Source organism: Novosphingobium album (ex Liu et al. 2023) (genome assembly GCF_029076845.1).
Taxonomy (GTDB): Bacteria; Pseudomonadota; Alphaproteobacteria; order Sphingomonadales; family Sphingomonadaceae; genus Novosphingobium.
The window spans coordinates 45,282-70,409 of record NZ_JARESE010000015.1 but is presented as its reverse complement, the minus strand read 5'-3'; the positions used below and the strand labels follow the sequence as shown (position 1 = coordinate 70,409).

27 protein-coding genes are annotated in these 25,128 nt (G+C 69.3%); 14 read left to right on the top strand and 13 right to left on the bottom strand.

Annotated elements, in window-relative coordinates; all coding sequences use genetic code 11:
- Positions 1-41: 41 nt before the first annotated feature.
- Together hemC and PYV00_RS24345 are read left to right on the top strand one after the other, a co-directional pair.
- Positions 42-989 carry a hydroxymethylbilane synthase gene (hemC, locus tag PYV00_RS05500; protein ID WP_275227269.1) on the top strand — a complete coding sequence of 316 codons (948 nt, stop codon included), beginning with the start codon at positions 42-44 and terminating at the stop codon, positions 987-989.
- On the top strand, positions 986-2,638 hold the full coding sequence (locus tag PYV00_RS24345) for a uroporphyrinogen-III synthase (RefSeq protein WP_342803798.1): 1,653 nt from the start codon (positions 986-988) through the stop codon (positions 2,636-2,638). Before hemC ends, PYV00_RS24345 begins: the two co-directional genes overlap by 4 nt.
- A 48-nt stretch (positions 2,639-2,686) precedes the next feature.
- Here PYV00_RS24345 and PYV00_RS05485 read toward each other — a convergent pair whose 3' ends face one another.
- The 3 genes from PYV00_RS05485 to PYV00_RS05475 all read right to left on the bottom strand — a co-directional run bounded on the left by PYV00_RS05485 (position 2,687) and on the right by PYV00_RS05475 (position 6,155).
- Positions 2,687-3,088: a UrcA family protein gene (locus PYV00_RS05485; RefSeq protein WP_275227268.1), complete on the bottom strand. Its 402-nt coding sequence runs from the start codon at positions 3,086-3,088 to the stop codon at positions 2,687-2,689.
- 137 nt (positions 3,089-3,225) lie between these two features.
- Positions 3,226-4,455 (bottom strand): FAD-dependent monooxygenase, encoded by a 1,230-nt coding sequence (locus tag PYV00_RS05480; RefSeq protein WP_275227267.1) that lies wholly within the window; start codon positions 4,453-4,455, stop codon positions 3,226-3,228.
- Entirely contained in the window at positions 4,452-6,155 is a 1,704-nt protein-coding gene (locus PYV00_RS05475) for an alkaline phosphatase family protein (protein ID WP_275227266.1), read from the bottom strand. Before PYV00_RS05475 ends, PYV00_RS05480 begins: the two co-directional genes overlap by 4 nt.
- A gap of 98 nt (positions 6,156-6,253) precedes the next feature.
- Between PYV00_RS05475 and PYV00_RS05470 the strand changes: the two genes are divergently transcribed.
- The gene (locus PYV00_RS05470; RefSeq protein ID WP_275227265.1) at positions 6,254-8,317 is read left to right on the top strand and encodes a protein-disulfide reductase DsbD family protein; all 2,064 of its coding nucleotides are present in this window, start codon (positions 6,254-6,256) and stop codon (positions 8,315-8,317) included.
- A 14-nt stretch (positions 8,318-8,331) separates the two neighbouring features.
- On the opposite strand, the gene PYV00_RS05465 is transcribed toward PYV00_RS05470, so the two are convergent.
- A complete protein-coding gene (locus tag PYV00_RS05465; protein WP_275227264.1) occupies positions 8,332-9,135 on the bottom strand; it encodes a carotenoid biosynthesis protein in 804 nt (267 codons plus the stop codon).
- A 184-nt stretch (positions 9,136-9,319) separates the two neighbouring features.
- Between PYV00_RS05465 and PYV00_RS05460 the strand changes: the two genes are divergently transcribed.
- Positions 9,320-10,066, top strand: a complete 747-nt coding sequence (locus PYV00_RS05460; RefSeq protein ID WP_275227263.1) for a hypothetical protein — start codon at positions 9,320-9,322, stop codon at positions 10,064-10,066.
- Positions 10,067-10,115: 49 nt separating this feature from the next.
- Here PYV00_RS05460 and PYV00_RS05455 read toward each other — a convergent pair whose 3' ends face one another.
- On the bottom strand, positions 10,116-11,939 hold the full coding sequence (locus PYV00_RS05455) for a diguanylate cyclase (protein ID WP_275227262.1): 1,824 nt from the start codon (positions 11,937-11,939) through the stop codon (positions 10,116-10,118).
- Positions 11,940-12,100: 161 nt separating this feature from the next.
- On the opposite strand from PYV00_RS05455, the gene PYV00_RS05450 reads away from it, so the two are divergent.
- Positions 12,101-13,051: a hypothetical protein gene (locus tag PYV00_RS05450; protein WP_275227261.1), complete on the top strand. Its 951-nt coding sequence runs from the start codon at positions 12,101-12,103 to the stop codon at positions 13,049-13,051.
- A gap of 88 nt (positions 13,052-13,139) precedes the next feature.
- Here the strand turns inward: PYV00_RS05450 and PYV00_RS05445 are convergent, their stop codons facing one another.
- From PYV00_RS05445 to PYV00_RS05410, 8 genes are all read right to left on the bottom strand, one after another.
- Positions 13,140-13,898, bottom strand: coding sequence for a sigma-70 family RNA polymerase sigma factor (locus PYV00_RS05445; RefSeq protein ID WP_275227260.1), 759 nt, complete (start codon positions 13,896-13,898; stop codon positions 13,140-13,142).
- Positions 13,895-15,949: a flagellar biosynthesis protein FlhA gene (locus PYV00_RS05440; RefSeq protein ID WP_275227534.1), complete on the bottom strand. Its 2,055-nt coding sequence runs from the start codon at positions 15,947-15,949 to the stop codon at positions 13,895-13,897. Before PYV00_RS05440 ends, PYV00_RS05445 begins: the two co-directional genes overlap by 4 nt.
- 71 nt (positions 15,950-16,020) lie before the next feature.
- The gene (locus PYV00_RS05435) at positions 16,021-16,842 is read right to left on the bottom strand and encodes a transglycosylase SLT domain-containing protein (protein ID WP_428981609.1); all 822 of its coding nucleotides are present in this window, start codon (positions 16,840-16,842) and stop codon (positions 16,021-16,023) included.
- A 124-nt stretch (positions 16,843-16,966) separates the two neighbouring features.
- Positions 16,967-17,299: a flagellar protein FlgN gene (locus tag PYV00_RS05430; RefSeq protein WP_275227258.1), complete on the bottom strand. Its 333-nt coding sequence runs from the start codon at positions 17,297-17,299 to the stop codon at positions 16,967-16,969.
- On the bottom strand, positions 17,296-17,589 hold the full coding sequence (locus PYV00_RS05425) for a flagellar biosynthesis anti-sigma factor FlgM (protein WP_275227257.1): 294 nt from the start codon (positions 17,587-17,589) through the stop codon (positions 17,296-17,298). The genes PYV00_RS05430 and PYV00_RS05425 overlap by 4 nt, the downstream gene beginning before the upstream one ends.
- Positions 17,590-17,690: 101 nt before the next feature.
- The gene (locus PYV00_RS05420; RefSeq protein WP_275227256.1) at positions 17,691-18,173 is read right to left on the bottom strand and encodes a flagella basal body P-ring formation protein FlgA; all 483 of its coding nucleotides are present in this window, start codon (positions 18,171-18,173) and stop codon (positions 17,691-17,693) included.
- The gene (locus tag PYV00_RS05415; protein ID WP_275227255.1) at positions 18,170-18,661 is read right to left on the bottom strand and encodes a hypothetical protein; all 492 of its coding nucleotides are present in this window, start codon (positions 18,659-18,661) and stop codon (positions 18,170-18,172) included. Before PYV00_RS05415 ends, PYV00_RS05420 begins: the two co-directional genes overlap by 4 nt.
- Positions 18,658-19,311, bottom strand: a complete 654-nt coding sequence (locus PYV00_RS05410; protein ID WP_275227254.1) for a MotA/TolQ/ExbB proton channel family protein — start codon at positions 19,309-19,311, stop codon at positions 18,658-18,660. Before PYV00_RS05410 ends, PYV00_RS05415 begins: the two co-directional genes overlap by 4 nt.
- A 187-nt stretch (positions 19,312-19,498) precedes the next feature.
- Here PYV00_RS05410 and flgB point away from each other — a divergent pair, with 187 nt between their 5' ends.
- From flgB to PYV00_RS05365, 9 genes are read left to right on the top strand one after another with little or no spacing between them, the layout of a single operon-like run.
- Entirely contained in the window at positions 19,499-19,846 is a 348-nt protein-coding gene (gene flgB / locus PYV00_RS05405) for a flagellar basal body rod protein FlgB (protein WP_275227253.1), read from the top strand.
- A gap of 2 nt (positions 19,847-19,848) precedes the next feature.
- Positions 19,849-20,253, top strand: coding sequence for a flagellar basal body rod protein FlgC (gene flgC, locus PYV00_RS05400; RefSeq protein WP_275227252.1), 405 nt, complete (start codon positions 19,849-19,851; stop codon positions 20,251-20,253).
- Complete coding sequence (locus PYV00_RS05395) at positions 20,250-20,624, top strand: flagellar hook assembly protein FlgD (protein WP_275227251.1); 375 nt, start codon at positions 20,250-20,252, stop codon at positions 20,622-20,624. The genes flgC and PYV00_RS05395 overlap by 4 nt, the downstream gene beginning before the upstream one ends.
- A 3-nt stretch (positions 20,625-20,627) precedes the next feature.
- On the top strand, positions 20,628-21,434 hold the full coding sequence (locus PYV00_RS05390) for a flagellar hook-basal body protein (RefSeq protein WP_275227250.1): 807 nt from the start codon (positions 20,628-20,630) through the stop codon (positions 21,432-21,434).
- Between the two features lie 21 nt (positions 21,435-21,455).
- Positions 21,456-22,199: a flagellar basal body rod protein FlgF gene (locus PYV00_RS05385; RefSeq protein ID WP_275227249.1), complete on the top strand. Its 744-nt coding sequence runs from the start codon at positions 21,456-21,458 to the stop codon at positions 22,197-22,199.
- Positions 22,200-22,213: 14 nt separating this feature from the next.
- Positions 22,214-23,002: a flagellar basal-body rod protein FlgG gene (gene flgG, locus PYV00_RS05380; RefSeq protein ID WP_275227248.1), complete on the top strand. Its 789-nt coding sequence runs from the start codon at positions 22,214-22,216 to the stop codon at positions 23,000-23,002.
- Between the two features lie 5 nt (positions 23,003-23,007).
- Entirely contained in the window at positions 23,008-23,688 is a 681-nt protein-coding gene (locus PYV00_RS05375) for a flagellar basal body L-ring protein FlgH (RefSeq protein WP_275227246.1), read from the top strand.
- 12 nt (positions 23,689-23,700) lie between these two features.
- Positions 23,701-24,798: a flagellar basal body P-ring protein FlgI gene (locus PYV00_RS05370; protein ID WP_275227245.1), complete on the top strand. Its 1,098-nt coding sequence runs from the start codon at positions 23,701-23,703 to the stop codon at positions 24,796-24,798.
- The gene (locus PYV00_RS05365) at positions 24,795-25,124 is read left to right on the top strand and encodes a rod-binding protein (RefSeq protein ID WP_275227244.1); all 330 of its coding nucleotides are present in this window, start codon (positions 24,795-24,797) and stop codon (positions 25,122-25,124) included. Before PYV00_RS05370 ends, PYV00_RS05365 begins: the two co-directional genes overlap by 4 nt.
- The last annotated feature ends 4 nt before the right edge of the window (positions 25,125-25,128 follow it).

Below are 25,128 nucleotides of genomic sequence, written 5' to 3'. Positions count from 1 at the left end.
ACCTTTCCCTGAACGACATTGGCGAGTAGCACAAGCCGCCGATGAACAGTGATCCGCAACCCCGCACCCGGCCCAGGTTCCGACTGGGCACCCGCCGGTCCCCGCTGGCCATGGCCCAGGCCGAAGAGGCGCGCGCGCGCCTGGCGACAGCCCATGCCATCGCCCCGGCCGATATAGAGATCGTGGCGGTTACCGCCAGCGGCGATCGCATCCAGGACCGTGCCTTGGCCGAAATCGGCGGCAAGGCGCTGTGGACCAAGGAGCTGGACGCCTGGCTGCTGGCCGGCGAGATCGACTTCGCGGTGCATTCGGCCAAGGACGTCGAGACGATCCGGCCCGAGGGCTTCGCCATCGGCGCGGTGCTCCCGCGCGAGGATGTGCGCGACGTGCTGGTGGGCGCCGCGACGATCGCCGCGCTGCCGCAAGGCGCGATCGTGGGCACCAGCGCGCCGCGCCGCGCCGCGCAACTGCTCCACGCCCGGCCCGATTGCACGGTCATCACCTTTCGCGGCAATGTCGCCACCCGGCTCGCCAGGCTGGCGGCGGGCGAGGCGGAGGCCACTTTCCTGGCCGCCGCCGGGCTGAAGCGCCTGGGCGAGACCGGCACCGGCCATCCGCTCCCCGCCGAGGACTGGCTGCCCGCCCCCGGCCAGGCGGCGATCCTGATCGAATGCCGCCGCGACGATGTCCGCACGCGCGAGGCGCTTGCCGCGATCGACCATGGCCCCAGCCGCGCGGCGGTGCTGGCCGAGCGCGCCCTGCTCGCCGCGCTGGGCGGCAATTGCCATAGCCCGGTGGCGGTGCTGACCGCGCCCGATGGCGACGATCTGGTCATGCGCGCCGCGCTGTTCAGCCCCGACGGGGCCGAGCGGATCGAAGCGACCGCGCGCTTTGCCGCCAGCGACGCCGCCGGCCCGGCCGCGCTCGCCGCCGATCTGCTGGCCCGCGCGGTGCCGGCCATCGCCGATCATTTCGCCGGGGCGGGATGATTCCGCTGATCATCATCCGGCCGCAGCCCGGCGCCGACGCGACTCTGGCGGCGGCGCGCGAACGCGGCCTTGACGCGCATGTCTTCCCGCTTTTCGCGATCCACCCCCTGCCCTGGGACGCCCCCCCGCGCGAGGATTTCGACGCGCTGCTGATCGGCAGCGCCAATGCCATGCGCCATGCCGGCGGCGCGCTGGCTGCCTATCACGCCATGCCGGCCTATGCCGTGGGCGACAAGACGGCATCGGCCGCGCGCGAGGCCGGGCTGGATGTCATCGCCTCGGGCGATGGCGGCTTGCAGCAGGTGCTGGCCGCGGTGCGGCCCGAGCATCGCCGGCTGCTGCGCATCGCCGGGCGCGAGCATGTCGACCTCATCGTACCCGAAGGCGTCACGCTGATGGCGCGCGAGGTCTACGCCGCCGAGCCCAAGCCGATGCCCCCAGCGCTTACGGCGCTGTTGCGCGAACCGGCGGCGGTGCTGCTCCATTCGGGCGAGGCGGCGGCGCATTTCACCCGGCTGTGCGACGAGAACGGCGTGGCCCGCGCGCGCGTCTCGCTCGCGGCGATCGGCCCGCGCGTCGCCGAGCGGGCCGGCCAGGGCTGGGCCGCGCTGCATCTGGCGCCCACCGCCAGCGACGCGGCCCTGCTGGCCTTGGCGAGCGAGATGTGCCAAGAGATGCTTGGGAAGCCCGTTCCCGACAAGAGCCCGATGCCCGAAGATACCGCTCCATTCCCCTTGCCGCCCGCGGCCCCGTCGCCGCGCCGATCCGGCGGGCGCCAGTTCACCGTGGCGCTGCTGGCTTTCCTGCTGGGCGCGGCGCTGGTCGGCTGGCTGGGCTGGAGGGGCTATCTGGCCGATCTGTTCCCCGATCGCGCGGACACGCCGGCCGCGCTGGCCTCGCCCATGGCCGACGCGCGCCCGAACAGCGCGCCGGCGCCATCCCCGGCCACGCCAGCGCCTGACCTCGGCACGTTCGAAACGCGCGTGGCCATGCTGGAGGATCGCCTGTCGCGGCTCGATTTCCAGACGACCGCCGCATCGGGCAATGCCGCGCGCGCCGAAGGGCTGCTGATCGCCTTCGCCACGCGGCGGATGGTCGATCGCGGCGAGCCGCTGAGCTATGTGGCCGATCAGCTGCGCCTGCGCTTCGCCAACGCGCAGCCGCGCGCGGTCGATACGATCATCGAATTCGCGCGCAATCCCGTGACGATCGACGATCTGACCGCCCGACTCGAAGCGCTCTCGCCCGAATTGACCGGCACGCCCGACGACGTCAGCCTGTGGCAGCGGGCGCGGCACCAACTGGCCAACATGTTCACCATCCGCCGCGATTCGAGCGCGCTGCTGCGCCCCGAGGCCCGGATCGAACGCGCGCGCATGATGCTCACCGCGCGCCGCATCGGCGATGCCATCGCCCAGGTCGAACGGCTGCCCGGCGCGGGCTCGGCCGACAACTGGATCGCCGACGCGCACCGCTATGACGACGTGCAGCACGCGCTCGACCTGATCGAAACCACCGCGATGCTCGAACCGCGCCGCCTGCAGGATGGCACTGGCCGCCGCATCCAGCAGGAAAGCCCGCTCGCCGCGCCCACGCCACCAGCACAAGCCACGCCGACACCGGAAGCCAGCGCCACGCCGAAGACCTGAGGCGCAAAGGGGCTGCCGAGCCGGCTGCCCTGTTTCCTCCTTACGCCCTCACTTCGCGCTGGCGGCGGCGATCAGCGCCTTGGCCGTGGGCGTGCTCTTCGCGACAGCGGCCCCCACGCAGTTCGCATCGGAACTGAACGGATAGAGCCGGTCAAGCTGGGCGCAGGCATCGTGGGCCACGCGCTCGATCCGCGTCATCAGCCGCTGGCCATCCTCGGGCTTCGCCAAATCGAGATCGCCGTAAAGCACCTGGATCCTGACCGTGGTGGTCACGATCGGCGCGCCCGAATAGGGGGAGCGTTCCGCCGGGGCCGGAACCGCGCGCGGCGCTTCCACCGTGATCTCGCTCGACGTGGTCTCGTCCGAACCGTCCACCGGCTGCGCCCCGGCCGCCGAAGCCGCAACGGCGATCAACAACGCGGCGCCAAGCCGGCCTGCAAATCTGGTCATGCCTGTCTATCCTTTCGGCCTTGGTCCGTGCCGCCGCCGGGCCAGGAAATCATTGATGAACCTCAAGGACTTGGCCCAGTCAAACCAAATCGGCCCCGGCCCGGACGCCCACCCGCGCGGGCGGAGCGGCGCTACCCCTAGCCCCGCAGCAGGGCGGGCAGTTTGCCGGACATGCCCCGCGCCTCGTTCATGAAGACGCGCTTGAGCATGGGCAGGCGCTGCACCGCGCCCATGCCCAGGCGCCGCGCGGCGCTGGGCAGGCGGCCGGGAATGCCGAACAGGCGGGTGAGCCCGTCCGTCACCGACATGGCCATGAACGTATCGAGGCTGCGCCATTTCTCGTAACGCGCCAGCAGTTGCGCGTCCCCCGGCTCCAGCCCGAGCCGCATCCCTTCGGCCAGCACTTCCACCAGCACGCCGACATCGCGCAGCCCCAGGTTGAGGCCCTGCCCGGCGATCGGGTGCATGCCGTGCGCGGCATCGCCGATCACCGCCAGCCGCTCGCCGATCAGCTTGCCCGAATGGTGGAAGCGCAACGGATAGGACATGCGCGGCGCGGCCAGTTCGATCGCGCCAAACACGCCGTGCATCCTGTCGGCGACTTCGGCCAGGAACACCGCGTCGGGCAGCTTGATCACGCCGGCCGCGTCCTTTTCGGCCACGGTCCAGACCAGCGCGCTGCGATGGCGCCCGTCGGGCGCATCGAGCAGCGGCAGCAGCGCGAAAGGCCCGGCCGGGTAGAAGATCTCCCAGGCCACGCCCTGATGCGGCTTTTCGTGATAGAGCGCCGTGACCATGGCCCGGTGCCGGTAATCCCACCGGGCCAGCGCGAAGCCGGCCTCATCGCGCGTGGGCGACTGGCGCCCTTCGGCGGCGACCAGCAGGCTGCCCTTCAGCACTTTCCCGTCGGACAGTTCCACTGCGACGCCATAAGGCCCGCGATCGCGCCGCACCGCCTCGGTGCGGGTGTGCCAGGCGATCGCCGGCTCATCGCGCGCCGCCTCGAACAGCGCGAGGCGCAAGTCGCGGTTGGCGAACATCCGGCCGAGCGAGCCTTCATCGGCCCTGGGGCGGAAATCGAGCCGGCCCGGCTTCATCCCGTCGGTAACGGCGATCGCCTCGATCGGGCAACCGAGCGAATCGAGCCGATCGCCCAGCCCGATGTTGGCGAACAGGTTCCAGCTCGCAGTCGAGATCGCCGAGGCGCGGCCATCCGCGCCTTCCGCGGTCAATTCGGCGGGATCGGCGCGATCCACCACATGGCTGGTGATCCCGGCCCGCGCCGCCGCCAGCGCCAGCGTCATCCCGACGAGCCCGCCGCCCAGGATGACGAGATCGCGTTTGTCTGTTGAGTCGTTTCCGGTCATTTCCCGCATGTATCGGACGGACCGCCGTCGATGTCGAGGCATCGTCCATCCCAGGTGCCCTGCGGCGCGGAAATCCCGATCATCGCCGCCAGCGTCGGGGCGATATCCACGGTTTCCACCGGCGCGGGCTGCTCGAACCCGGCCATGCCCTTGCGCCAGAACAGCATCGGCACGCGGCGGTCATAGTCCCAGGGGCTGCCGTGGGTGGCGGTATAGCCCAGGCGCGGCGCGGTGCCGGGCACCACGCCGCGGCGCGTCATCATCAGCACTTGCCCGGAGCGTTCCGGGTCATAGGACGCGCGCACCCGCTCGGCCATGGTCCAGTCCTGCGGATGGCCGGTGGGCACGGCCACTTTCGCCATGTCCTCGGCCGTGAACACCGCCGCGACTTGCGGATTGGCGCGCAGGATCGCGACGAGCGCGGCGATGGCCTTCTTCGCGTCCTGCCGGCTCAGCCCGTCGGCCAGCCAGATATCGCCCGAGCTGCCCGCGCCGTAGAACAAGTCGCCCGATTTCGCCTTCACGCCGGTCTGGCGCGAAACCGCCTCGGACAGCGCGCCGGATTCGAGCGCGGGGTCCAGCCGGCTCGCCTCGGGCACGCCTTGCAGCCGCTGCCGCTCGGGCGCGTCGGTGCCGCCGTGATCGGCCGAAAGCACCGCGACGTAATCGATCCCGCGCTGGTCCAGCGCATCGAACAGGCGGCCCAGCGTGGCATCAAGCTGGGCGAGCTGGACGCACATCTCCACGCCTTGCGTGCCATAGGCATGGCCGACATAATCGGTCGCCGAAAAGCTCACCGACAGGACATCGGGCACCGCGTCGCGGCCCAGCCCCATCTCGTCGACCAGGCGGACGGCCAGATCGCCCGTCACCGCATCCATGCGCGGCGATCGGTTGAACGTCTTGGCATCGCCGGGCGCCAGCGGGAAACGGTAAGTGCCGATGCTGAAATCGCCCAGCGGCAGCGCGCGATCGACCGCGCCGCACCAGGCCGGCTCGGGCAGTTCGGGCGCGCCTTGCGCGATCAGCTTGCCGGCGTCCTCGTTCTCGCGCTGCGCGGCAGGCGACAGCGCCCGGCCCTTGTACGTGGTGAAGCCCTTGCCCAGCCACCAGTAGGCGGCATCGGCCACATGCCCGCTCATCATCACGGCGGCGCGGTCCTTGGCCGAGACGGCGACGTTCAGCGCCGCCGGGTTCGCCTGCTTCATCAGGTCACCCAGCGTCGGCGCCTTGAGGTGCCGGGGCGAGACCACCGGGCTGTCCGACGTGCTGGCCGGATCGGTTTCATCCTCGGCGCAATAGACCTGCTTGTCGGCCCGGGCGATGCCGGTGACGAACCAGTCGTTGGCGACGATGCCGGTGCGCGCCGGATGCACGCCGGTCAGCAGCGTGGAATGGCCGGGGCACGTCTCGGTGGCGGCGTGCGACTGGAAGCCGGAGGGGAACACCGCGCCTTGCAGCAGCCGGGCGAAGCCGCCGGTGAAATGTTCGCGATACTGGGCGAAGAGGTCGGCCGAGAACTGGTCGATCGAGATCGCGAGCACCAGCCGGGGCTGGCCTTGCGGCACGGGGGCGGCGACTGGGGCGGCGGCCGGGGCCGGAGCGGGCGGCAGCGTTTCGGCGGGCGGCGCATCGGCCAGGGCGGGAGCGGCCAGAACGAGACCGGTGGCCAGAACAAGCGATGCGATCGAACGGCGCATGGGGATTCCTTGAAAAGTCATCGCGAACGGGGCAGAGCGTCGATGGCCGCAAAGCGCATCGGGTGCAAGGCCAAGTCCGCGCCGGACACGGGAGTTTGATGGAACAGCGCTGCTATCGCCTGCTTGTTGCGGTGCTGTGGCAGTTCGCCGCGCTGCTGCTCGCGGTGCCGCCATCACCGGCGCTGGCCCAGGCGCAAGCGACGCATATCGCCGCCCGGCTGGTCGCGCGCCCCGCCGTCGCGCCGGGCCAGCGCACTGATCTGGTGATCGTGATGACGCCGGCCAAGGGCTGGCACGGCTACTGGCTCAATCCCGGCGACGCGGGCCTTGGCATGACGCTGGCGTGGACCGCGCCCGCCGCCGCGCGGATCGGCCAGCCGCGCTATCCGGTGCCCGAGACGCTGCTGGTCTCGGGCCTGATGAACCATGTCTACAACGGCGCCTATGGCGTCGTCGTGCCGCTGGAGATCGCCGCCGACACCGCGCCCGGCCCGATGCCGATCGTGCTGAAGGCGCGCTGGCTGGCCTGCACCGAAGAGATCTGCGTGCCCGAAAGCGGCGAACTGCGCGCGACGATCCGCGTCGCCTCCGGCCCGCCCGCCGTCGCGCACGATCACGATATCGACCGATGGCTGCGCCGCCTGCCCGCCCCGCTCGACGCGCCGGTGCGTTTCGCGCTGGCGGGCGAGACGATCCGCCTGGGCATTCCGCTGCCCGCCAGCGTGGCGCTGGCCGATCCGCATGTCTTCATCGCCGAGGACAAGCTGGTCGATTACGCCGCGCCGCAGGACTTGCGCCGCAAGGGCGATCTCCTGATCGTGACGCTGCGGCGCCCCAGGCTGGCGGCGGCGCCCACGGTGCCGGCGCTTTCCGGCGTGCTGCGGCTGAACGACATGGGCGACGGCATCGCCTTTGCCGCCCATCCGGGCGCAGTGCCCACCGGCGGCACCCCGGTGGCCAGCGGCGGCGCGCCCAAGCTGCCGGCCTTGCCGCTGCTGCTGCTCGGCGCGCTGCTGGGCGGGCTGATCCTCAATGTGATGCCCTGCGTCTTCCCGATCCTCAGCCTCAAGGCGTTGAGCCTGGCCCGCGCCGGCGAAAGCGAGGCGCACGCGCGGGTCGAGGGGCTGGCCTATGCCGCCGGGGTGATCGCCGCCTGCCTGGCGCTGGGCGGCGGCCTGCTGGCGCTGCGCGCGGCGGGAGAGGAAGTGGGCTGGGCCTTCCAGTTGCAGGAGCCGGTGGTGATCGTCGCGCTGCTGCTGCTGGCGGTGGGGATCACCGCGAATTTCCTGGGCGCCTTCGAATTCGCCGTGCCCGGCTTCGCCACGCAAGGCTCGCCGCAAGGGGCCTTCGCCACCGGGCTGCTCGCCGCCTTCGTGGCGACGCCGTGCACCGGGCCGTTCATGGCCACAGCGATGGGCGCCGCGCTGCTGCTGCCGGTGGCGCCGGCGCTCGCGCTGTTCGCCGCGCTGGGGCTTGGCATCGCCTTGCCGTTCCTCGCGGTGGCTTTCGTTCCCGCGCTGCGGCGGCGGCTGCCGCGCCCCGGCGCGTGGATGACGGTGTTCCGCCGCTGGATGGCGCTGCCGATGGCCCTTACCGCGCTGGCGCTGGCCTGGCTCGCCTGGCGGACCGCCGGCGACCAGTTCGCGCTTGCCGCGACCGGCCTTGCGGTCATGCTCGTGGTCATCCTGGTGCAAGCCGGCCGAGCCCAGCGCGCGGGGCGGCCGGCGGCCAAGGTGGTGCTGCAACTGGCGCTGCTGGGCGCGGTCGCGGCGCTGATCCTGCCCGGAACGGTGCGCGCGCCCACGGCGGCGACGGCCGGCGTGCTCGATGCCAGGCCGTTCAGCGAAACCGCGCTGGCCGATGCGCGCGCCAGCGGCAAGCCGGTGTTCGTCTGGTTCACCGCCGACTGGTGCCTGACCTGCAAGGTCAACGAGGAAGTCGCGATCGAGCGTGAGGAAACCCGCGCGGCTTTCGCCAAAGCCGGCGTGATCGTGCTGCGCGGCGACTGGACGCGCCGCGATCCCGAGATCACCCGCTACCTCACCGCGCAAGGCGCGGCCGGCGTGCCGCTTTACATGTGGTACCCGGCCAGCGGCGGCGCGCCCGAACAGTTGCCGCAAGTGCTGACGGCGGGATTGCTGGCGGACAAGGCGAAGCGGTAGAACCGGCGGAAGGCTCAGCGCGCCTTTTCGTCCGCCGCCGGCAGCAGCACGCGCGCCAGCGCCAGCAGCCCCGGCAGCAGCATGGTGAAGACGGCGACGACCGTCAGCGGCGGCAGCCGGCCGGGTGCCACGTAGCCCACCGCGAACAGCGTGTAGATCAGGATCGGCAGCAGCGTGAAGGCACCGCCGAAGCGGTACGCCGCCCCTTCCCGCCGGGTGATCGCCCGGTCCACCGCGTCGAACACGAGGTAGATGACGAAGGTGTTGAGCACCCAGCCCACATAGTTGCGCAGCGGCACGCCGAAATAGGGTCCGCCCCCATGCCACACCCACACGCCGGCGCGGACCATCGGCGGGTCCATCACCATGTCCCAGCCGGTCATGGCCAGTGCCGAGAAAAGCGCCAGCGCCGCCATCCCGGCGGGCCTGCGCACATCCACGCCGCGCAGCAGCGCCTGCGCCACCACCCACGACGGATAGATCATCATGAACCAGCCCAGCGGGATCAGCACCGGCACGTGGCTGAGCTTGAAACCAAGCTGGTCGCTGTAATGGTATGGGCCGAAGATCACCCCTGTGCGCACGCCCAGTTCCTCGACGATGTAGGAGATCACCACGGTCAGCCCGAAGAACAGCGCCGCGCGCCGGCCGCCCAGCATCGCCCAGGCATGGAGCAGCGAGAACAGCGTGAAAGTCGGCACGAAGCCGATGTTGCCCGGCGCGGGCAAGGCCAGCCAGTAGTCGAGGATGCCGGCAACGATGAAATAAGCCAGAAGGGCGAAGACCGCCCAGGCCGCCGTCCGCACCATACGTTCCATCCGATCCCCCGATCGCTTGCCCCACGCCCGCGCGCGGCCAAGGGATATCACAGCCATGGCGTGATCGCCACTAGGCGCTGCCCCGCGCCTTGCCTGCCAGGGACGCCTGCCGCTTCCGCTGCCCGGCGCGATCTGGCAAGCTGGGCCGGCACGGGGCCCGCCCCGGCCCCCTCGGAGAAGCCCGTTGCGCAATATCGACTTCAGTTCATGGCAAAGCGTGATCGCCACGGTGATCGGCCTGGCGCTCGTCACGCTAATCGGCGTCGGCATCCGGCTGGTGATGATGGTCACGATCCAGCAGCGGCGCGAGCGGATGAACCGCCAGATCAACGAACGGCTGCGCACGCTGATCGCGGCTTACAAGACGCTGGGCGGCTCGTTCACCGGCAACCTGGCGGTCGATCCCACGCATCTGCGCGACTTGCGTCGGCGCGCGCCGGAGGCGGGTGAGGACGCCGGCGAGAACATGGCCGAGCCGGCCGCCGCCGGCGCGGAAGGATCGGACCGCGCGCGCCGCATCCGCGACGCGGTGGAGGCCGCCTTGTCCGACATCATCCTGCTGGGCACCGAGGAACAGGTCCGCCTGGCCGAGCGCGCCGCGCGCGAACTGGTCGCCGGGCGGCCCGTGCACACGCACGAGCTGGTCGTCTCGCTGCGCGATTTCGTGCGCGAGGCGCTCGATCTCGATCCGATCCCGGCCGACCTCGCGATCCCGACGCAAGGGCCCGCGCGGCCATTGGCTTCCGGCGGGCGGACGAAAGGCGAAAGCGGCAAGGACGGCGCGCGGCAAGGTGGCGGCGGCAGTGGCATGGGCGGCGGAATGGGCGGCGGAATGGGCATGGGCATGGGGATCGGTGGCGGCATGGGCCTGGGCGCCGGCCTCGGCGCCGACGCCGTCGACGATCCGCTCCCGCCCGGCCAGCAGCCTTAAGGGGTGTTTTCCAGTGCGCCTCCGGGCGCAAGGCGGCACCAGCCCGCTTTCAGGCCAGTTGCCGCCGGGCAGTCATATCCCCGCTGCGCCGCGCCGCGATCTCCACCCGGTTGCGGCCGCGCGCCTTGGCATGGAGCAGCGCCGCGTCCGCGGTCAACGTCAGGCGGGCGAAGGGGCAGTGCTCGGGCGCGCTGGCAACGCCGATCGAGACCGTGACCGAGCCGAGATCCTCGCCCCCGACACTGATGTTCAGCGCGTTGATCGTGGCACGGATCTCCTCGGCCCGGGCCAGGGCAAGGTCCGCATCGAGGCCGGGCAGCAGCAGCAGGAATTCCTCCCCGCCATAACGGAAGGCCAGGCCGGGCTCGCGCGTGGCCCCGGTCAGCACCGCGCCCACTTTCTGCAGCACGGCATCGCCCGCCTTGTGGCCGAACACGTCGTTGAACCGCTTGAAGTGATCGACATCGATCATCAGGCAACTGACCGTCGCGCCCAGCTGCCCCATCAGGCCCAGCTCGTCCCCCAGCACCGCGTCGAGCCGGCGCCGGTTGCCAAGGCCGGTCAGGCCATCGACCATCGCCATCTCGCGCAAGGTATCGCGCAGCCGCAGGTTGGCCAGCGCCAGGCTGATGTTCTCGGCCAGCATCCCCAGGTAGATCTCTGAAGTCGGGCTTGCCGCCGCGACGCCGCCGCGCGGCTCGAAATAGAGCAGGCCCAGCGTTTCGCGCTGCGCCATCAGCGGCAGGCACAGCGAATCGGGATAGGCATCGCCCTCCAGCGCGAGATGATCGCACGGAACGTCGATCTTTCCGCCGGTCGGCCGATGCGGCAGGCCCCGGCGCAAGGCCCAGCAGGCCACCGGGGAGAATTCGGGCCGCGAATGGATCGGCTCGAACCAGCTGCATTGCTCCACCACGGTGTTGCGCTTCCGGTCGAGCAGATAGAGCCGCCCGGCGCGGGCCGGCTCGATTTCCGGGATGAAGCGCAACACCACTTCGCGAAGATCGGCCAGGGTATCGCACCCCTGCATCCGCTGCGTCATGCGCGAAAGCAGGTCGCGGATATTGCTGTCGGCATCGCGTTCGGCCTCAAGCCGCTGGCGTTCCAGGCCGTTCTCGCGGAAGATGCCGATCGCCTCGGCCATATCGCCGATCTCGTCGATCTGCGTCAGGTTGGGCAGCTCGGCCGCGTAGTCCTGCGCCGCCAGGCGATTGACCACGTCGCTCAGCTTGATCACCGGCCGCAGCACGCGCCGCTTGAACACGAAATAGAGCACGCACAGGAACAGCAGCCCGGTGATGGCCAGCACGATCTCCGACAGGGTCTTCCACAGCCGGGCGGCCTCGGTCGCCTCGTTCACCAGCGTTTCGGTCCGCCGGTCCAGCCGGTCCTGGAACCGATCGATCAGCGCCTGCACCCGGTCCAGCTCGCGGCCATATTCGGCGCCGAACAGCAACTTGCGCGCCAGCGCCTCGTCGCCCCGGTCGAACGCGGCGATCGCCTCGCGCTGCTCGTCGTGCAGCGTGTCCGCCCAGCGGATCGCGTCCTTGAGCGCCTGCAGCTCCTGCGGACTGGCGCCGGCATCGCGGATGTGGCGGATGCGCTCCTCGACGGAAGCCAGCACGGCGGCATTGCGGTTGTAGATCAGGCGATCGGCCGGATCGCCAGTGTTGAGATATTGCCGCGCATGGTCGGTCAGCGCGTAGACGTCCGCCCCCAGCCGCGAGGTTGCCTGATCGAGAGCATAGCGTTGCGCGACCGCCGCGCGTTCATGCTCCTGGGCGTTCGACGCCAGAAGCATCGTGGTGCCGGAAACCAGGGTGAGCGCGACCGTCGCCCCGTAAGCCCAATTCGTTATCGTTGCGAGGCGCATGGCGTGATCCCTAGCGGCGCCGAAGCAACAAAAGGTTAACGAATGGCTCCGCCGACCGCTGCCGGCGCGTGAGCCGCTTGCGCTTGTGCCGGCCGGACCATATGACGCGGGCTCAACGCCTTGCAGGCCGGCGCCGGCAAGCGAGCATGGAGTATCGCACGATGAAGACACGACTGCTGGCGACGGCGGCGCTCCTCTCCAGCACCTTGTGGCTGGCATCCTGCGGTGGCGACGACAATTCGAGCCCCACGCCGACGCCCACCTCGACGCCGACCCCCTCGCCCACGCCCACGCCGACCCCGACTCCCACGGGCCCGCCGCCGGAAACCGACGCCAACCTCGCCGGCGCGAACATCAACGGCGTGCTCAACGCGCTGCTCAACTGCAGCGGCAAGCCGGTGCGCAACGAAGCCGGGCTGCTCGCGAACATCACCGAATCGACCGACACCACGGTGAAGATCGCCAAGATTCTCTACAAGGCGGCGGACACCTTCGACGTCTCGGTCGAGAGCGCGACGGCGGTGAACTTCACCCCCGCGAACCGGGTCAGCGCCTCCGACCATGCGCTGACCTGGCTGGCGAGCGGCGCCAAGCAGCTCGATTTCATCCGCAAGGACCGATTCGCCGCGCCATCGGTGACGCTGGGCACCTATTCGGACACGACCGTGTGCGTATTCGCCGCCGGCCTTGCGCCCAGCAACGTTCCGACCACCGGCACCAAGACCTATTACGGCTATGCCGACGGCCTGGCCCGCGGCACGACCTCGCAGCGCCTGCTGCTGATCAGCCACGGCACCGTGGCGCTCGATGCCGCCAACAAGAAGGCGACCGTGCAGATGCAGTTCGCCACGCTGGCCGATCCGCAGGAAAAGGGCCCGTTCCTTGACCTGACCGGCCGGCAGTCGGTGCAGCTCATCAGTGGCACGGCCACGCTCACCCAGGAAGGCGCAACGCTGAAGGCCGGCACGTTTACCGGGACCAACGGCTATGCCGGCACGATCTACGGATCGTTCATCGGCGCATCGGGCATCATCCTGCCGTTCGAGCTGCACACTTCCACCGGCGAGCGCATCTGGGGCGTGATCGCGGCGGACAGCGCGCTGACTTCCTAGGGCCGGTCGCCCGCAACCCACATCCTCCTCCCGCCGGGGAAGGAGGCCGCGAAGCCGCGCCACGGGGTGTATCCCCGTGGGCGCTCGCTCAGATGATGTCGGCCACGCCTTCCAGCGCCTCGCGCAGCTTGGCCAGCGCCTGCGCCTTGAGCTGGTGGACGCGCGGGATGCTGACTTGCAGCACTTGCGCGATTTCCGACAGGTTCAGTTCCTCGACGAAATAGAGCTGGACGATCAGCCGCAGCCGCTCGGGCAATTCGGCGATCGCCCCGGCCACCGATTCGCGCAATTCCTCGTCCGCCAGCAGGGTGAGGCTGTCGGGTGTGTCGGCGGCATAGGCCATGTCGTGGTCCGTGTAGATATCGTCGATCGAATCGAAACGCAGCGGCATACTGGCGTCGCGCAGGTTCGCCAGTTCCGTCTCGTCGATCCCCATGGCCTCGGCCAGTTCGTGCGAATCGGGATCGCGGCCGAAGGCGCCCCGCAGTTCCTGTTCCTTCTCGCGCAATTGCCGCCGCCGCTCGACCGCCCCGCGCGACATCGGCACGGTGCGGCGGATCAGGTCCACCATGGCGCCGCGCACGCGCATCTTGGCATAAGCGGCAAAGCCGTCCTCGCCCGGCCCCTGATGGCGCTGCGCGCATTCGGTCAGCGCGACGAGCCCCGCCTGGATCAGATCCTCCAGCTCGATGCCGGGGCGCCCCGTCCCGTGGACATGCCAGGCCAGGCGGCGGACCATCGGCAGGAATCGCCGGACCCGGTCGGCGATGTCGCCGGTATAGGCGCCTGCGATGCGGCGGGCCTGCGGGTTGGCCGAAGGGGTGAACTGGGTGTGGTCTTGCTTCATGCGGCCATGCTTTCGGCTGGGTCGACGGCATCGGGGTAAGGCAGGCCGGGGGCCTGGTGGTGCGGTTGCGGGGCGCCGATCACGTCGATCACCTCGATGGGCTGCGCGGCGGGCAGCTCGGCGATCGACAGGACCAGGCAGGACGGCACGCGCAGCCGCAGCAGCGCCGCCAGCGCGCGCCGCGCGCGCGGCTGGACGACCAGCGCCAGCGGGATCGCGTTGGGCCCGCGCATCTCGGTGAGCGCGGTAATGCGTTCGCCGATCATGCGGGCAAGATCGGGCTCGATCACCGGCTGGCCCGTGACGGGATCGTGCATCCCCTGCACGATCGCCCCTTCGAGCCCGGCATCGAGCGTCAGCACCGGCAGCCGCTCGTTCGGCGCGCAGATCCGCCCGACGATCAGCGCGCCCAGATCGGCGCGCAGCAGCTCGATCAGCCGCTCGTGATCGACGGTCTGCTGGATCGCGCGGCTGAGGCTGGTGAGGATCGGCAGCGGATGGCCAATCGGAATGCCGTCTTCCAGCAGCGCGCGCAGCAGCCGGGTGATCGCGGCGAGCGAGAGCGGCTGCGGATAGATCGTTTCGACCAGGCCCGAGGAATGCTCCTTCATCGCATCGAGCAGCGCCTTGACCTCGTCCGGGCCGAGCAGCTCCTGCGGCCGTTCGGACAGGAGCTGGTTCAGGTGCGTGGCGATGACGGTGCCGGCATCGACGGTAAGGAACCCTTCGGCGATGGCATGGTCGCGCGCGGAAGGCTCGATCCACAAGGCCGGGCAGCCGAAGCTGGGATCGCGCGTGGTCTCGCCCTTCAGCGTGTGGTTGGGCCGCGCCTCGCCCGCGTCGATCGCGAGAATCCGGTCGGCCCGGATCGAGGCGGTGCCCAGCACCACGCCGCCCAGCAGGATGCGGTAATCGTGCGGCGGCATATCGAGCGCGTCGCGCACGCGGAACTGCGGCACGATGAAGCCGAACGACTGGCTGAGCTGCTTGCGCACCCCGGTGATCCGCGCGATCAGCGGCGATCCGCGCCGGTCGTCGACCAGCTGGACCAGGCCATAGCCCAGTTCGATGGTGACGAGCGTGTGATCGGACACGTCCTCCAGCAGGATGCGCGAGGGATCGGGCGGCGGCGCCACCTCCTCGATCACCACCGGCGGCCGGCTGACCCGCTTCTTCAGCGTGTGCCACAGCCACAGCGCGAGGCCGGCGGCGGGCAGGAACACGGTCTGCGGCATGGCCGGAATGCAGCCGATGGCGCCCAGCACCACCGCGACCGGCAGCCAGGTGCTCGGCGCGGCGAACTGGCCGCCGATCTGCCCGGCAAGGTCGCGGCTGTCGGACACGCGGGTGACGATGGCGGCAGCCGCGATCGACAGCAGCAGCGAGGGCACTTGCGCGACCAGCGCGTCGCCGATCGCCAGCGTGACATAGGCCTGCGCCGCTTCGCCGGCCGACAGGCCATGGCTGATCATGCCCAGGCAGAAGCCGGCGATGATGTTGACGCCCAGGATCAGCAGCGCGGCGATCGCATCGCCCTTCACGAACTTGCTGGCGCCGTCCATCGAGCCGTAGAAGTCCGCCTCGGTGGCGACTTCGCGGCGGCGGGCCTTGGCTTCGTCGGCGGTGAGCAGGCCGGCGGCAAGATCGGCGTCGATCGCCATCTGCTTGCCGGGCAGGGCATCGAGGGTGAAGCGCGCGGACACTTCCGAGACGCGCCCCGCGCCCTTGGTGACGACGACCAGGTTGATGATCATCAGGATCATGAAGACGAACAGGCCGACGGCGAAGTTGCCGCCGATCAGGAAGGCACCGAACGCCTCGATCACCTTGCCCGCGGCGGCCTCGCCCTCATGCCCGTGGACCAGCACGACGCGGGTGGATGCGACGTTGAGCGCCAGGCGCAGCAGGGTCGCGAACAGCAGCACCGAGGGGAACGAGGAGAAATCGAGCGGCTTTTGCGCATTCATCGCCGCCATCAGGATGGCGACCGAGAGCGCGATGTTGAGCACGAACGAGATGTCGAGCACGGTCGCGGGGACCGGCACGATCATCAGCACGATCAACGCCAGGATGCCGGCGGGCAGCGCCAGCGCCGAGGGATTGGGCGCTTTCTCGAGGAAGATCACAGGTTGAACCTCGAAAGCTTGGCATAGGCATCACGCACGTGCGCGGGCATTCCGGCGTTGCCGGCCGCGCCGAACGAGGCTTGCAGCGTTTCGGCCATCGAGCGGGTGGCGACTTGCGGCACTGCGGCTTGCGCGGCGTGGAATTCGCGGGCGACCGGCCCCATCGGATAGTCCGGCAGGGCCGACGGCGCGCCGGTGGCGAAGTCAGGCCCGCCATCCGCGACCGCCCAGGCCCCCGCGTCGCCGCCTTCCATCGCGGACGAGACCTTGGCGCGCATCAGGTCCATCACGCCCGAAACGCTGCGCGGCGCGCCATTGGCGCCGAAGAAGATGCCGTGATTGGCCGCCGCCGCCTTGGGCAGCAGCGCGGCGGCGCTTTGCGCCGGATCGCTGGCCAGCGCGGACAGGAACGTCGTGGCCCCGCCGACGCCGAGGAAATGGCCGAGGTAAAGCTCGGCCGCATCGGGTTCGCGGCCCAGCGAGGTGGCAAGCTGGGCGCGGTTGTCGCTGGCCAGTTCCGCCGCCATCAGGGCCGAGGCATCGGCGTTGTAGCGCAGCGACATGACTTGCGCGCGCATCGCCGGATCGAGCACGCGACCATTATCGATCGCCTCGCCGGCCCAGCCGAGCCCGTGATCGGCCCCGTGGCGGTCCAGCGTTTCCAGCCAGGTGCCCTTGGTGAACTGATAAAGCCCGGCCGCGCTCGATGTCGGCGCCTTCGCCGTGGGGTTCAGGCTCGATTCCAGCTTGGCCTGCGCCAGCAGGTACTGGAAGTCGATTCCCGTCGCCTGCGCCGCACGCGCGATGGCGGCGCGCACATGGGTGCCGCCGCCATTCGTTGTTCCAATCGCTTGCGCCTCGCTCAAGTCGAGCTCCCGGTTTCAATGTTACCGGGGCAACTCCAGCAAACTTCGTGCCAAGATCGCTATCGACGCTCGCGCGTCAGGCGCGCCCGCCCGCATAGCCATAGCGCGGACCGGCCCGGTAAAGCTGCGGGCTACCGGTCAGCGCGTTCAGCCGCGCGCTGACATTGGCCGCGATCAGGTTGCGAACCTGCCGATTCACTTCGTTCAGGCGCTTCGCCGCGTCGAGCATTCCCCGGCATTCCTCGTCGATCTCGCCATCGACGCCGGCGTCCAGAGTGCCGCACAGGCGGTTCTTGTCATTGGCCGCGCCGACGATCGCATCGAGGTCAAGCCCGGCAAGCGCCTGCCGCTCTTCCTCCAGCACGGCAAGCATCTGCCGCAGGGCTTCGCGAAGCTCGATCGAGGTCATTGCTTGCCGCTCCTCAAGAGTACGCCGGCCGCGATCATCGCGTCGGCAATCTGCGTCGGGATCACCGGATAGGTGCCGCTCTCCACCGCCTTGCGGATCACCTGGACCCGATCGGTATCGACCGGCGCCGGGCCCGGATCCAGCGCGGGGCTTTTCTCGACGGCCGGGGCCGCCTGCTTCTCCGTCGAAACACCATTGGCGCCGGACAGAGTCTCTCCGCCCGCCTTGCGGGCCAGCCTGGCATTGATCGCGCCGATGGCGCGTGCAGGTCCCACTTCAATAGGTGGCATGATGCCGCTCCTTGGTCTTTCCTGGACCTGAGAACGGCGATCGGGAGGGACTTTTAAGGGGAATGGCGGCAGAAAAATGCCGCCATGGCCGGCAAATCCCTTCAGGGCAGCGGCAGGGAGACCAGTCCGGGGCGCACGATCTGCGCGCGCATCGGCTCGTTGCCGGTTCGCCCCGCGCCCGCCGGCCGCACGCGAATCCATGCGCCGACCTGGCCTGACTCCATGGCCTCGCCGGGTTGAGAAACCGTGAAGCCCTCACCCGCGACAGATATGGATATGGCATCGCCGCGATTGATCACGGGCCCCGCCACGGCTTCGGGCGCGGCTTGCCGCACCGGCACGAACAGCCGCCAGCCGCCGGGATCGGGGCATTGCACCACCACGCTTTCGCGCATCTGGGTGCGCCAGCTCAGCGCCAGCGGATTGCGGCAGGGCTGCAACCGCAGCCGCCGGTCGACCGGCAAGCTGGCCCCGCCAATCTCGCCGACCGGCGATCCGGTGAAGCCGGCCACTTGCCGGTCGATCGTATCGAGATCGGCGAACGGCGTCGCCGCGGCGAAAATCAGGCCCAGCGCGAGGCTCATGGCGTGTCCTTCCTGGTCACTACGTCTGGCCCATTTCCATGCAATTCACGTGCCACTTCCTGCCGGAGATCGTCCGAAGCGTCGAAGGCCAGCACGGCGCGCGCGGCGCCCTCGCCCGGCTCGACCACGATCCGCGCGGCCGCGCCGGCCTTGCCCGCCTCGGCGGCGAGCCGGCCCGCCTCGGCCAGCGCCGCGGCCTGGCCGCCGGGGCGATAGCGCGCGGTGACGGTAAGCTGCTGGCGATCGTCACGTGGCTGGTGCGCCAGCCATTCGGCCAGCGGCGGCGCGCCGGGCGCGGCGACATAGATCGCCAGCGGCTCCGATTGCGGCGAAGGCCGGGGATCGGACCGCGCGGCGGCGGGCTGTTCCGGGCCGGTAGCAGGCTTCAGCGACGTCTTCGACAGCGCCGCCGCGGTAATCATGAACAGGATCAGCGACAGGTCGGCCAGCATCGTCTGCCAGCCGGTGCCGGGGCGCAGCGTGATCATTCGGCGGCAACCGCCAGCGGCCGCGCGCCGGGGATGGCGGGCGTCACCTGCTCTTCCAGCCAGTCGACCAGCTTCTGCCGCTCCCGCTCCTCGGCGCGCGCGGCGCGATCGACGATGCGCGCCAGCGGGGCGAAGAACAGGTTGCCCAGCAGCAATCCGTAAAGCGTGGTCAGCACCGCCATCGAGATCGCGCCCATGAAGGCTTCGGCCGTGCTGCCGATCCGGGGAAGCTGGCTGAGCGAGATCAGCGTGCCGGCCAGCCCGAAGACCGGGGCCAGGTCCGCCGCCTGGATCAGCGTCTGGACCGCCTGCATGTTGCGCTCGATCCGCCGGCGCCGGTGCGCTTCGTGCGCGGCCTGGAGCGCGGCGAGCGAGCGCTTCCCGATCAGCGCGTCGGTGGCTTCGTCGAACTCGGGATCGCCCGAACGGCGCGGTTCGGCGCGCAGCAGCCCCTCCTGCTGGATCTCGCGGACTTGCGTGGCCAGCGCGGCGCGCGCGCGCGCCGCATCGAAGCGGCGTTGCCACAGGCCGCCGATCGCGCCGATCGCGGCGCGGGTATCCTCCATGCCACAGCGCAGCACGGTCGCGATCAGCGTGCCACCGACGACGATGGCCGCCGAGACGGGATCGAAAAGCTGTTCGGCTTGCATCGGACAGGGTTCTCCTTCGTTACGGTAGAACGGCGGCAAAATTCTCGATTCAGCCGGCGGACGACATTTGCCGCTTTCCGGCAACGCTTTGCCGGCCGGCCTGCCCCCATCCCGCGAAATAACGGAAATCCGCGCTTTGGCACGGTCCTTGCTCATCGTGAGGACAGGACACGACGGAGCAACACCGATGAGCGATAGCCTGTTCGGAATTCATGGGGCGGCCCTGGAACTGCGATCGCAGCGCATGGGGATGATCGCCTCGAACATCGCCAATGCCGCGACGCCCGGCTACAAGGCGCGCGACATCGATTTCGCCGGCGCGCTCAAGGCGACGATGGCCGGCACCGATGAGGACAAGGCGGCCGAGGCGGCCACGCTCTATCGCGTGCCGGTGATGCCCTCGCTCGACGGCAATACCGTTGAGCTGCAGAACGAGCAGCTCGCCTTCTCCGAAAACGCGGTCGGCTATTCGGCGACGCTTTCGTTCATCCGCGGCCGGGTCGATACCGTGACGCGGGCGATCCGGGGCGACTGACGATGCCGCAGCCCTTCACCCTTTTCGACCTCGCGCAGCGCGGCATGTCGGCACAGCTCGTGCGGATGAACGCGGCGGCTTCCAACCTGGCCAATGCCGGCACGGTGGCGAGCAGCGAGCAGGCGACCTATCGCCCGATCCGCGCCGTCTTCTCCGAAGATCTCGATCGCGCCTCGGGCCTGGCGACCGTGAAGGTCCAGGCCGTGACGCGCGAGGATGCCGCGCCGATCCGCGAGCACAATCCCGACCACCCGCTGGCCGATGCCAACGGCGATATCTGGCAGGCTCCCGTCGATGAGAACGCGGAGATGGTCGAGATGCTGGAAAGCGCGCGCCAGTACCAGAACCTGGTGGAAGCGCTTTCCACCGCCAAGCAACTCATGCTCGAGACGATGAGGCTCAAATGACCGTGACTTCCACTTATGGCAGCTATTCCACCAATACCGCCACCACCCCCACCACCACGAACAAGACCGGGCTCGGATCGCTGGGCCAGGCCGATTTCCTGAAGCTGATGACAGTGCAGATGCAGCAGCAGGATCCGTTCAACCCGGTGGACCAGAAGGAAATGCTCGCGCAGATGGCGCAGTTCTCCTCGCTCGCCGGCACCGCCGAGATGGGCGAGACGCTGAAGGACATCGCCAGCAAGCTCGACGCCGTGCTCAAGGCGCAAGGCATCGCCGCTTCGGCCGGCGACACGACCACCGGCACCGATACCACCACCACCACCGAAACCGCGACCGATACCTCGGCCGACACCACCCCGCAGGAGAATTGAGCCATGTCCTTCTATACTTCGCTGAGCGGCCTGAAGAACGCCCAGACCGACCTGAACGTGATCGCGCACAATATCGCCAACTCGGAAACCACCGGCTTCAAGAAGTCGCGCGTGGAGTTCGCCGACATCGTCGCCGGCACCGCCTATACCAGCCCCAAGATGATCCAGGGCATCGGCTCGACCGTCGAGGCGATCGACCAGAACTTCACCATCGGCCCGATCGAGCAGACCGGCTCCGCGCTGGACCTGGCCATCACCGGCGACGGCTTCTTCCAGACCAAGAACGTCGTTTCGGGCGATACGCTCTATACGCGCAACGGCAGCTTCAGCATCGATGAGAACGGCTTCATCAACGATGGCGCCGGCAATCGCCTGCAGTTCTTCGCGCCGGGCACCACCCCGCCCGCCGGCGCCCCCGGTGAATCGGCGATCCCCGCGACCAACGCGGCCGGCGCGGCTTTCGCCGGCGTCACCGTGGAGACCGACGGCACGATCCGCGCATCCTATGCGGACGGCACCAACACCGTGGTCGGCACCGTCGCGCTTGCCTCGTTCACGTCGCCCACCGGGCTCAAGCAGGTCGGTTCGTCGAACTGGCAGGCCACCGGCCTTTCGGGCACGCCCACGTTCGGCCAGCCCGACAGCGGCGTCTACGGCGGCCTGCTTTCGGGCGCGCTGGAGCGTTCGAACGTCGATATCGCCGAGGAACTGGTCAACCTGATCACCGCGCAGCGCTATTTCCAGGCGAATGCCAAGGCGATCGATACGGCCACCCAGATCTCGCAGACCGTCATCAACCTGCGCACCTGAGCCGAACGAGGGTAACGCCGGATGGACCGCCTGATCTACACCGCCGTCTCGGGGATGAACGCCTCGATGATCCGCGAGCGGATGATCGCCAGCAACATGTCGAACGCGCAGACCATCGGCTTCCGCGCCGAGATCCTGCAGGCGACGCCGATGACGCTGGAGGGCCCGCAGCTCGAAGTGCGCTCGCTCTCCCGCGCCGAGGTCAAGGGCGCATCGATGAAGGAAGGCGCCATCATCGAGACCGGCCGCGAGATGGACATCGCCATGCAGGGCGATGCCATGCTCGCGGTCCAGTCGATCGACGGCGGCGAGGCCTATACCCGGCGCGGCGACCTTTCGATCGCCGCCTCGGGCCTGCTCCAGAATGGCGAGGGCCTGCCGGTGCTGGGCGAGAACGGGCCGATCACGTTGCCGCCCGGCGCCAACGTGGCGATCGCGCCCGATGGGGCGGTGATGGTGTCCGATCCGGCGACGCCCGACGCGCCGCCGCAGCGGATCGACCGGCTCAAGCTGGTCAGCACCACCGGCTCGAAGATCGAGAAGGATCTGGCCGGCGTGTTCCGCGTGCCGAACGGCGGCGTGCTGCCGGTGAACGAGGATGCCAAGGTCATGCCCGGAGCGCTGGAGCAGTCCAACGTCAACCCATCGGAAGTACTTGTCGAGATGATCGAGGCGCAGCGCCTGTTCGACCTGCGCACCAAGCTTGTCCAGACCGCGCGCGAGCTGGACGAAGGCAGCTCGCGCCTGATGCGCATCGATAGCTGAGGAAAAAGAAGACCATGCCCAGTTCCGCACTTCACGTCGCCCGCACCGGCCTGGAAGCCCAGGACGCCCGGATGCGCGTCATCGCCAACAACCTGGCCAATGTCGGCACCACCGGCTTCAAGCGCGATCGCGCCAATTTCGCCACGCTGGCCTATCAGGACGCGCGCGTCGCCGGGGCGCAATCCTCGAACGAGACGACTTACGCGACCGGGCTTAACCTGGGCACCGGCGTCGGCATCCAGTCGACCACCCGGATCGAGACGCAGGGCACGCTGGAGACCACCGGCAACACGCTGGACCTCGCGCTCGATGGCGACGGCTATTTCCAGGTGCAGCTTCCCGGCGGCCAGCTCGGCTACACCCGCGCGGGCAATTTCACCCGCTCGTCCGAAGGCCAGCTCGTGACCACGCAGGGCTATATCGTCCAGCCGCCGATCACGATCCCCGAAGGCACCACCTCGATCTCGATCTCCGATGACGGCACCGTCTCGGCCTCGGTCGCGGGGCAGACCGACGCGGCCCAGCTTGGCCAGATCACCGTCGCCAGCTTCGCCAATCCCGGCGGCCTGCAGGCGGCGGCAGACAACTTCATGCTGGAAACCGGCGCCAGCGGCCAGGCCCAGATCGGCATCGCCGGCGAGAACGGGCGCGGCCACATCAAGCAGGGGATGCTCGAAGGCTCCAACGTCAACATCGTCGAGGAGCTGGTGGACATGATCGAGACCCAGCGCGCCTACGAGATCAACTCCAAGATGATCTCGGCGGTCGACGAGATGCTGCGCAACGCCAACCAGACGCTGTGATCGCCATGAATGTCCGTTCGCCTTTCACAGCCGCGCTGCTTGCCCTGTCCGTGCTCGGCCTCGGCGCCGCGCCCGCGCTGGCCAAGAAGAAGGAGAAGATCTCCGGCTTCGAGCCCACCCTGCCCGTGGCCGTGCCCGAGCCGGTGCCGGCCAGCGGCGGGATCTTCCAGGTCTCGGCCGGCTACGCACCGCTTTACGAAGGCAATCGCGCACGCCGCGTGGGCGATCCGCTGACCATCCGGCTGATCGAAAGCACCACCGCCACCAAGGCGGTCAACTCGAAAAGCCAGAAGGGCGGCGACGTGGGACTGGTCCCGCCAACCACCGGGCCTTTTTCCTTCCTCAGCGCCGATGCGCTTAAAGCCTCCAGTTCCTCGACGTTCAATGGTCAGGGAACGGCCGGCCAGACGAGCACCCTTTCGTCCACGCTTGCCGTCACCATTGCCGAAGTGCGCCCGAACGGAACGGCGCTGGTCAAAGGGGAAAAGCAGATGTTGCTGAGCCAGGGTAACGAATGGGTCCGGTTTTCCGGCATCGTTCGCCTGGCCGATGTCGACACGGAAAATTCCATCCTGTCCTCCCGGGTCGCCGATGCGCATATCGAATACTCGGGCAAGGGCGCGTTGCAGAACGCGAGCAAGCAAGGCTGGCTCGGCCGGTTCTTCAACATCATTTCCCCGTTTTGAGGGCCTGACGCCATGTTCCGCGCACTTTTCTGCTTCCTGATCACGCTGACGGCGCTGATGCCCAGCCTTGCCCACGCGGAGCGCGTGCGCGATCTCGGCCAGTTCCAGGGCGTGCGCTCGAACCAGCTCACCGGCTACGGCATCGTCGTGGGCCTGCCCGGCACGGGCGATGACAACCTTGAGTATCTCACCCAGGCGATGAAGGGCGTTTCGGGCCGCATGGGCCTGCAATTGCCGCCCGGCATCTCGCCCGGCCTGAAGAATGCGGCCGCCGTGATGATCACGGCCGATCTGCCCGCCTTCGCCAAGCCCGGCCAGCGCATCGACGTGACCGTGTCGACCATCGGCAAGGCCAAGAGCCTGCGCGGCGGGGCGCTGATCATGACCCCGCTCTATGGCGCGGACGGCCAGATCTATGCCATGGCGCAAGGCAACCTCGCGGTCGGCGGCCTGGGCGTTGCCGCCAAGGACGGCTCCAACGTCACCATCAACATCCCCACCGTCGGGCGCATCAGCGACGGTGCCAGCGTGGAGCGCGCGGTCGATACCGGGTTCGACAGCGGCGGCACACTGCGCTGGAACCTGTTCAACGCCGATTTCCTCACCGCCAGCCGCGTGCGCGACGCGATCAACCGCATGGTGCCCGGCACCGCCAGCATCGAGGACGGCATCACGCTTTCGCTGCGCCTGCCGGCCGATGCCGATACCCGCGCCAGCCTGATGGCGGCGATCGAGATGATCGATGTCGATCCGGCCGAAACGGCCGCGCGCGTCATCGTCAACAGCCGCACCGGCACGGTGGTGATCAACAGCGCGGTGCGCCTCTCGCCCGCCGCGATCAGCCACGGCAAGCTGACCGTGCGGATTGACGAAGACCCGCGCGTGATCCAGCCGGGGCCGTTCAGCCAGGGCAAGACCGCCATCGAGCAGAACAGCACGATCACCACCGATGAGGAAAAGCGCAGCGTCGCCCTGTTCAAGCCGGGCGCCTCGCTGTCGAAGATCGTCGATGCGCTCAACATGCTGGGCGTCACGCCCGCCGATCTCGTCGCGATCCTCGAAGCGCTCAAGCAGGCCGGCGCGCTGAAAGCCGAGATGGTGGTGATATGACGACTGTCGCCGCATCCCCCCAGGGCCTCTCGCTCACGCCGCAGAAGACCTCGGACCGCGCGAAGCTGGCCGAAGTGGCCAAGCAGTTCGAGGCGATCTTCATGCGCCAGATGCTGGCGGCCGCGCGCAAGACCGATTTCGGCGGTGATGACCTGTTCGGCGGCCAGGCGATGGAAACCTTCCGCCAGATGCAGGACGAGCATTTCGCCGATCTCACCGCCAAGTCCGGCTCGCTGGGCCTGGCCGCGAAGATCGAGGCGCAACTCGCGCGCTTCCTGCCGCCCGAAAGCGCGAGCGGCGCGACGGCTTCCGGGAAGGAGGGCTAAGGCC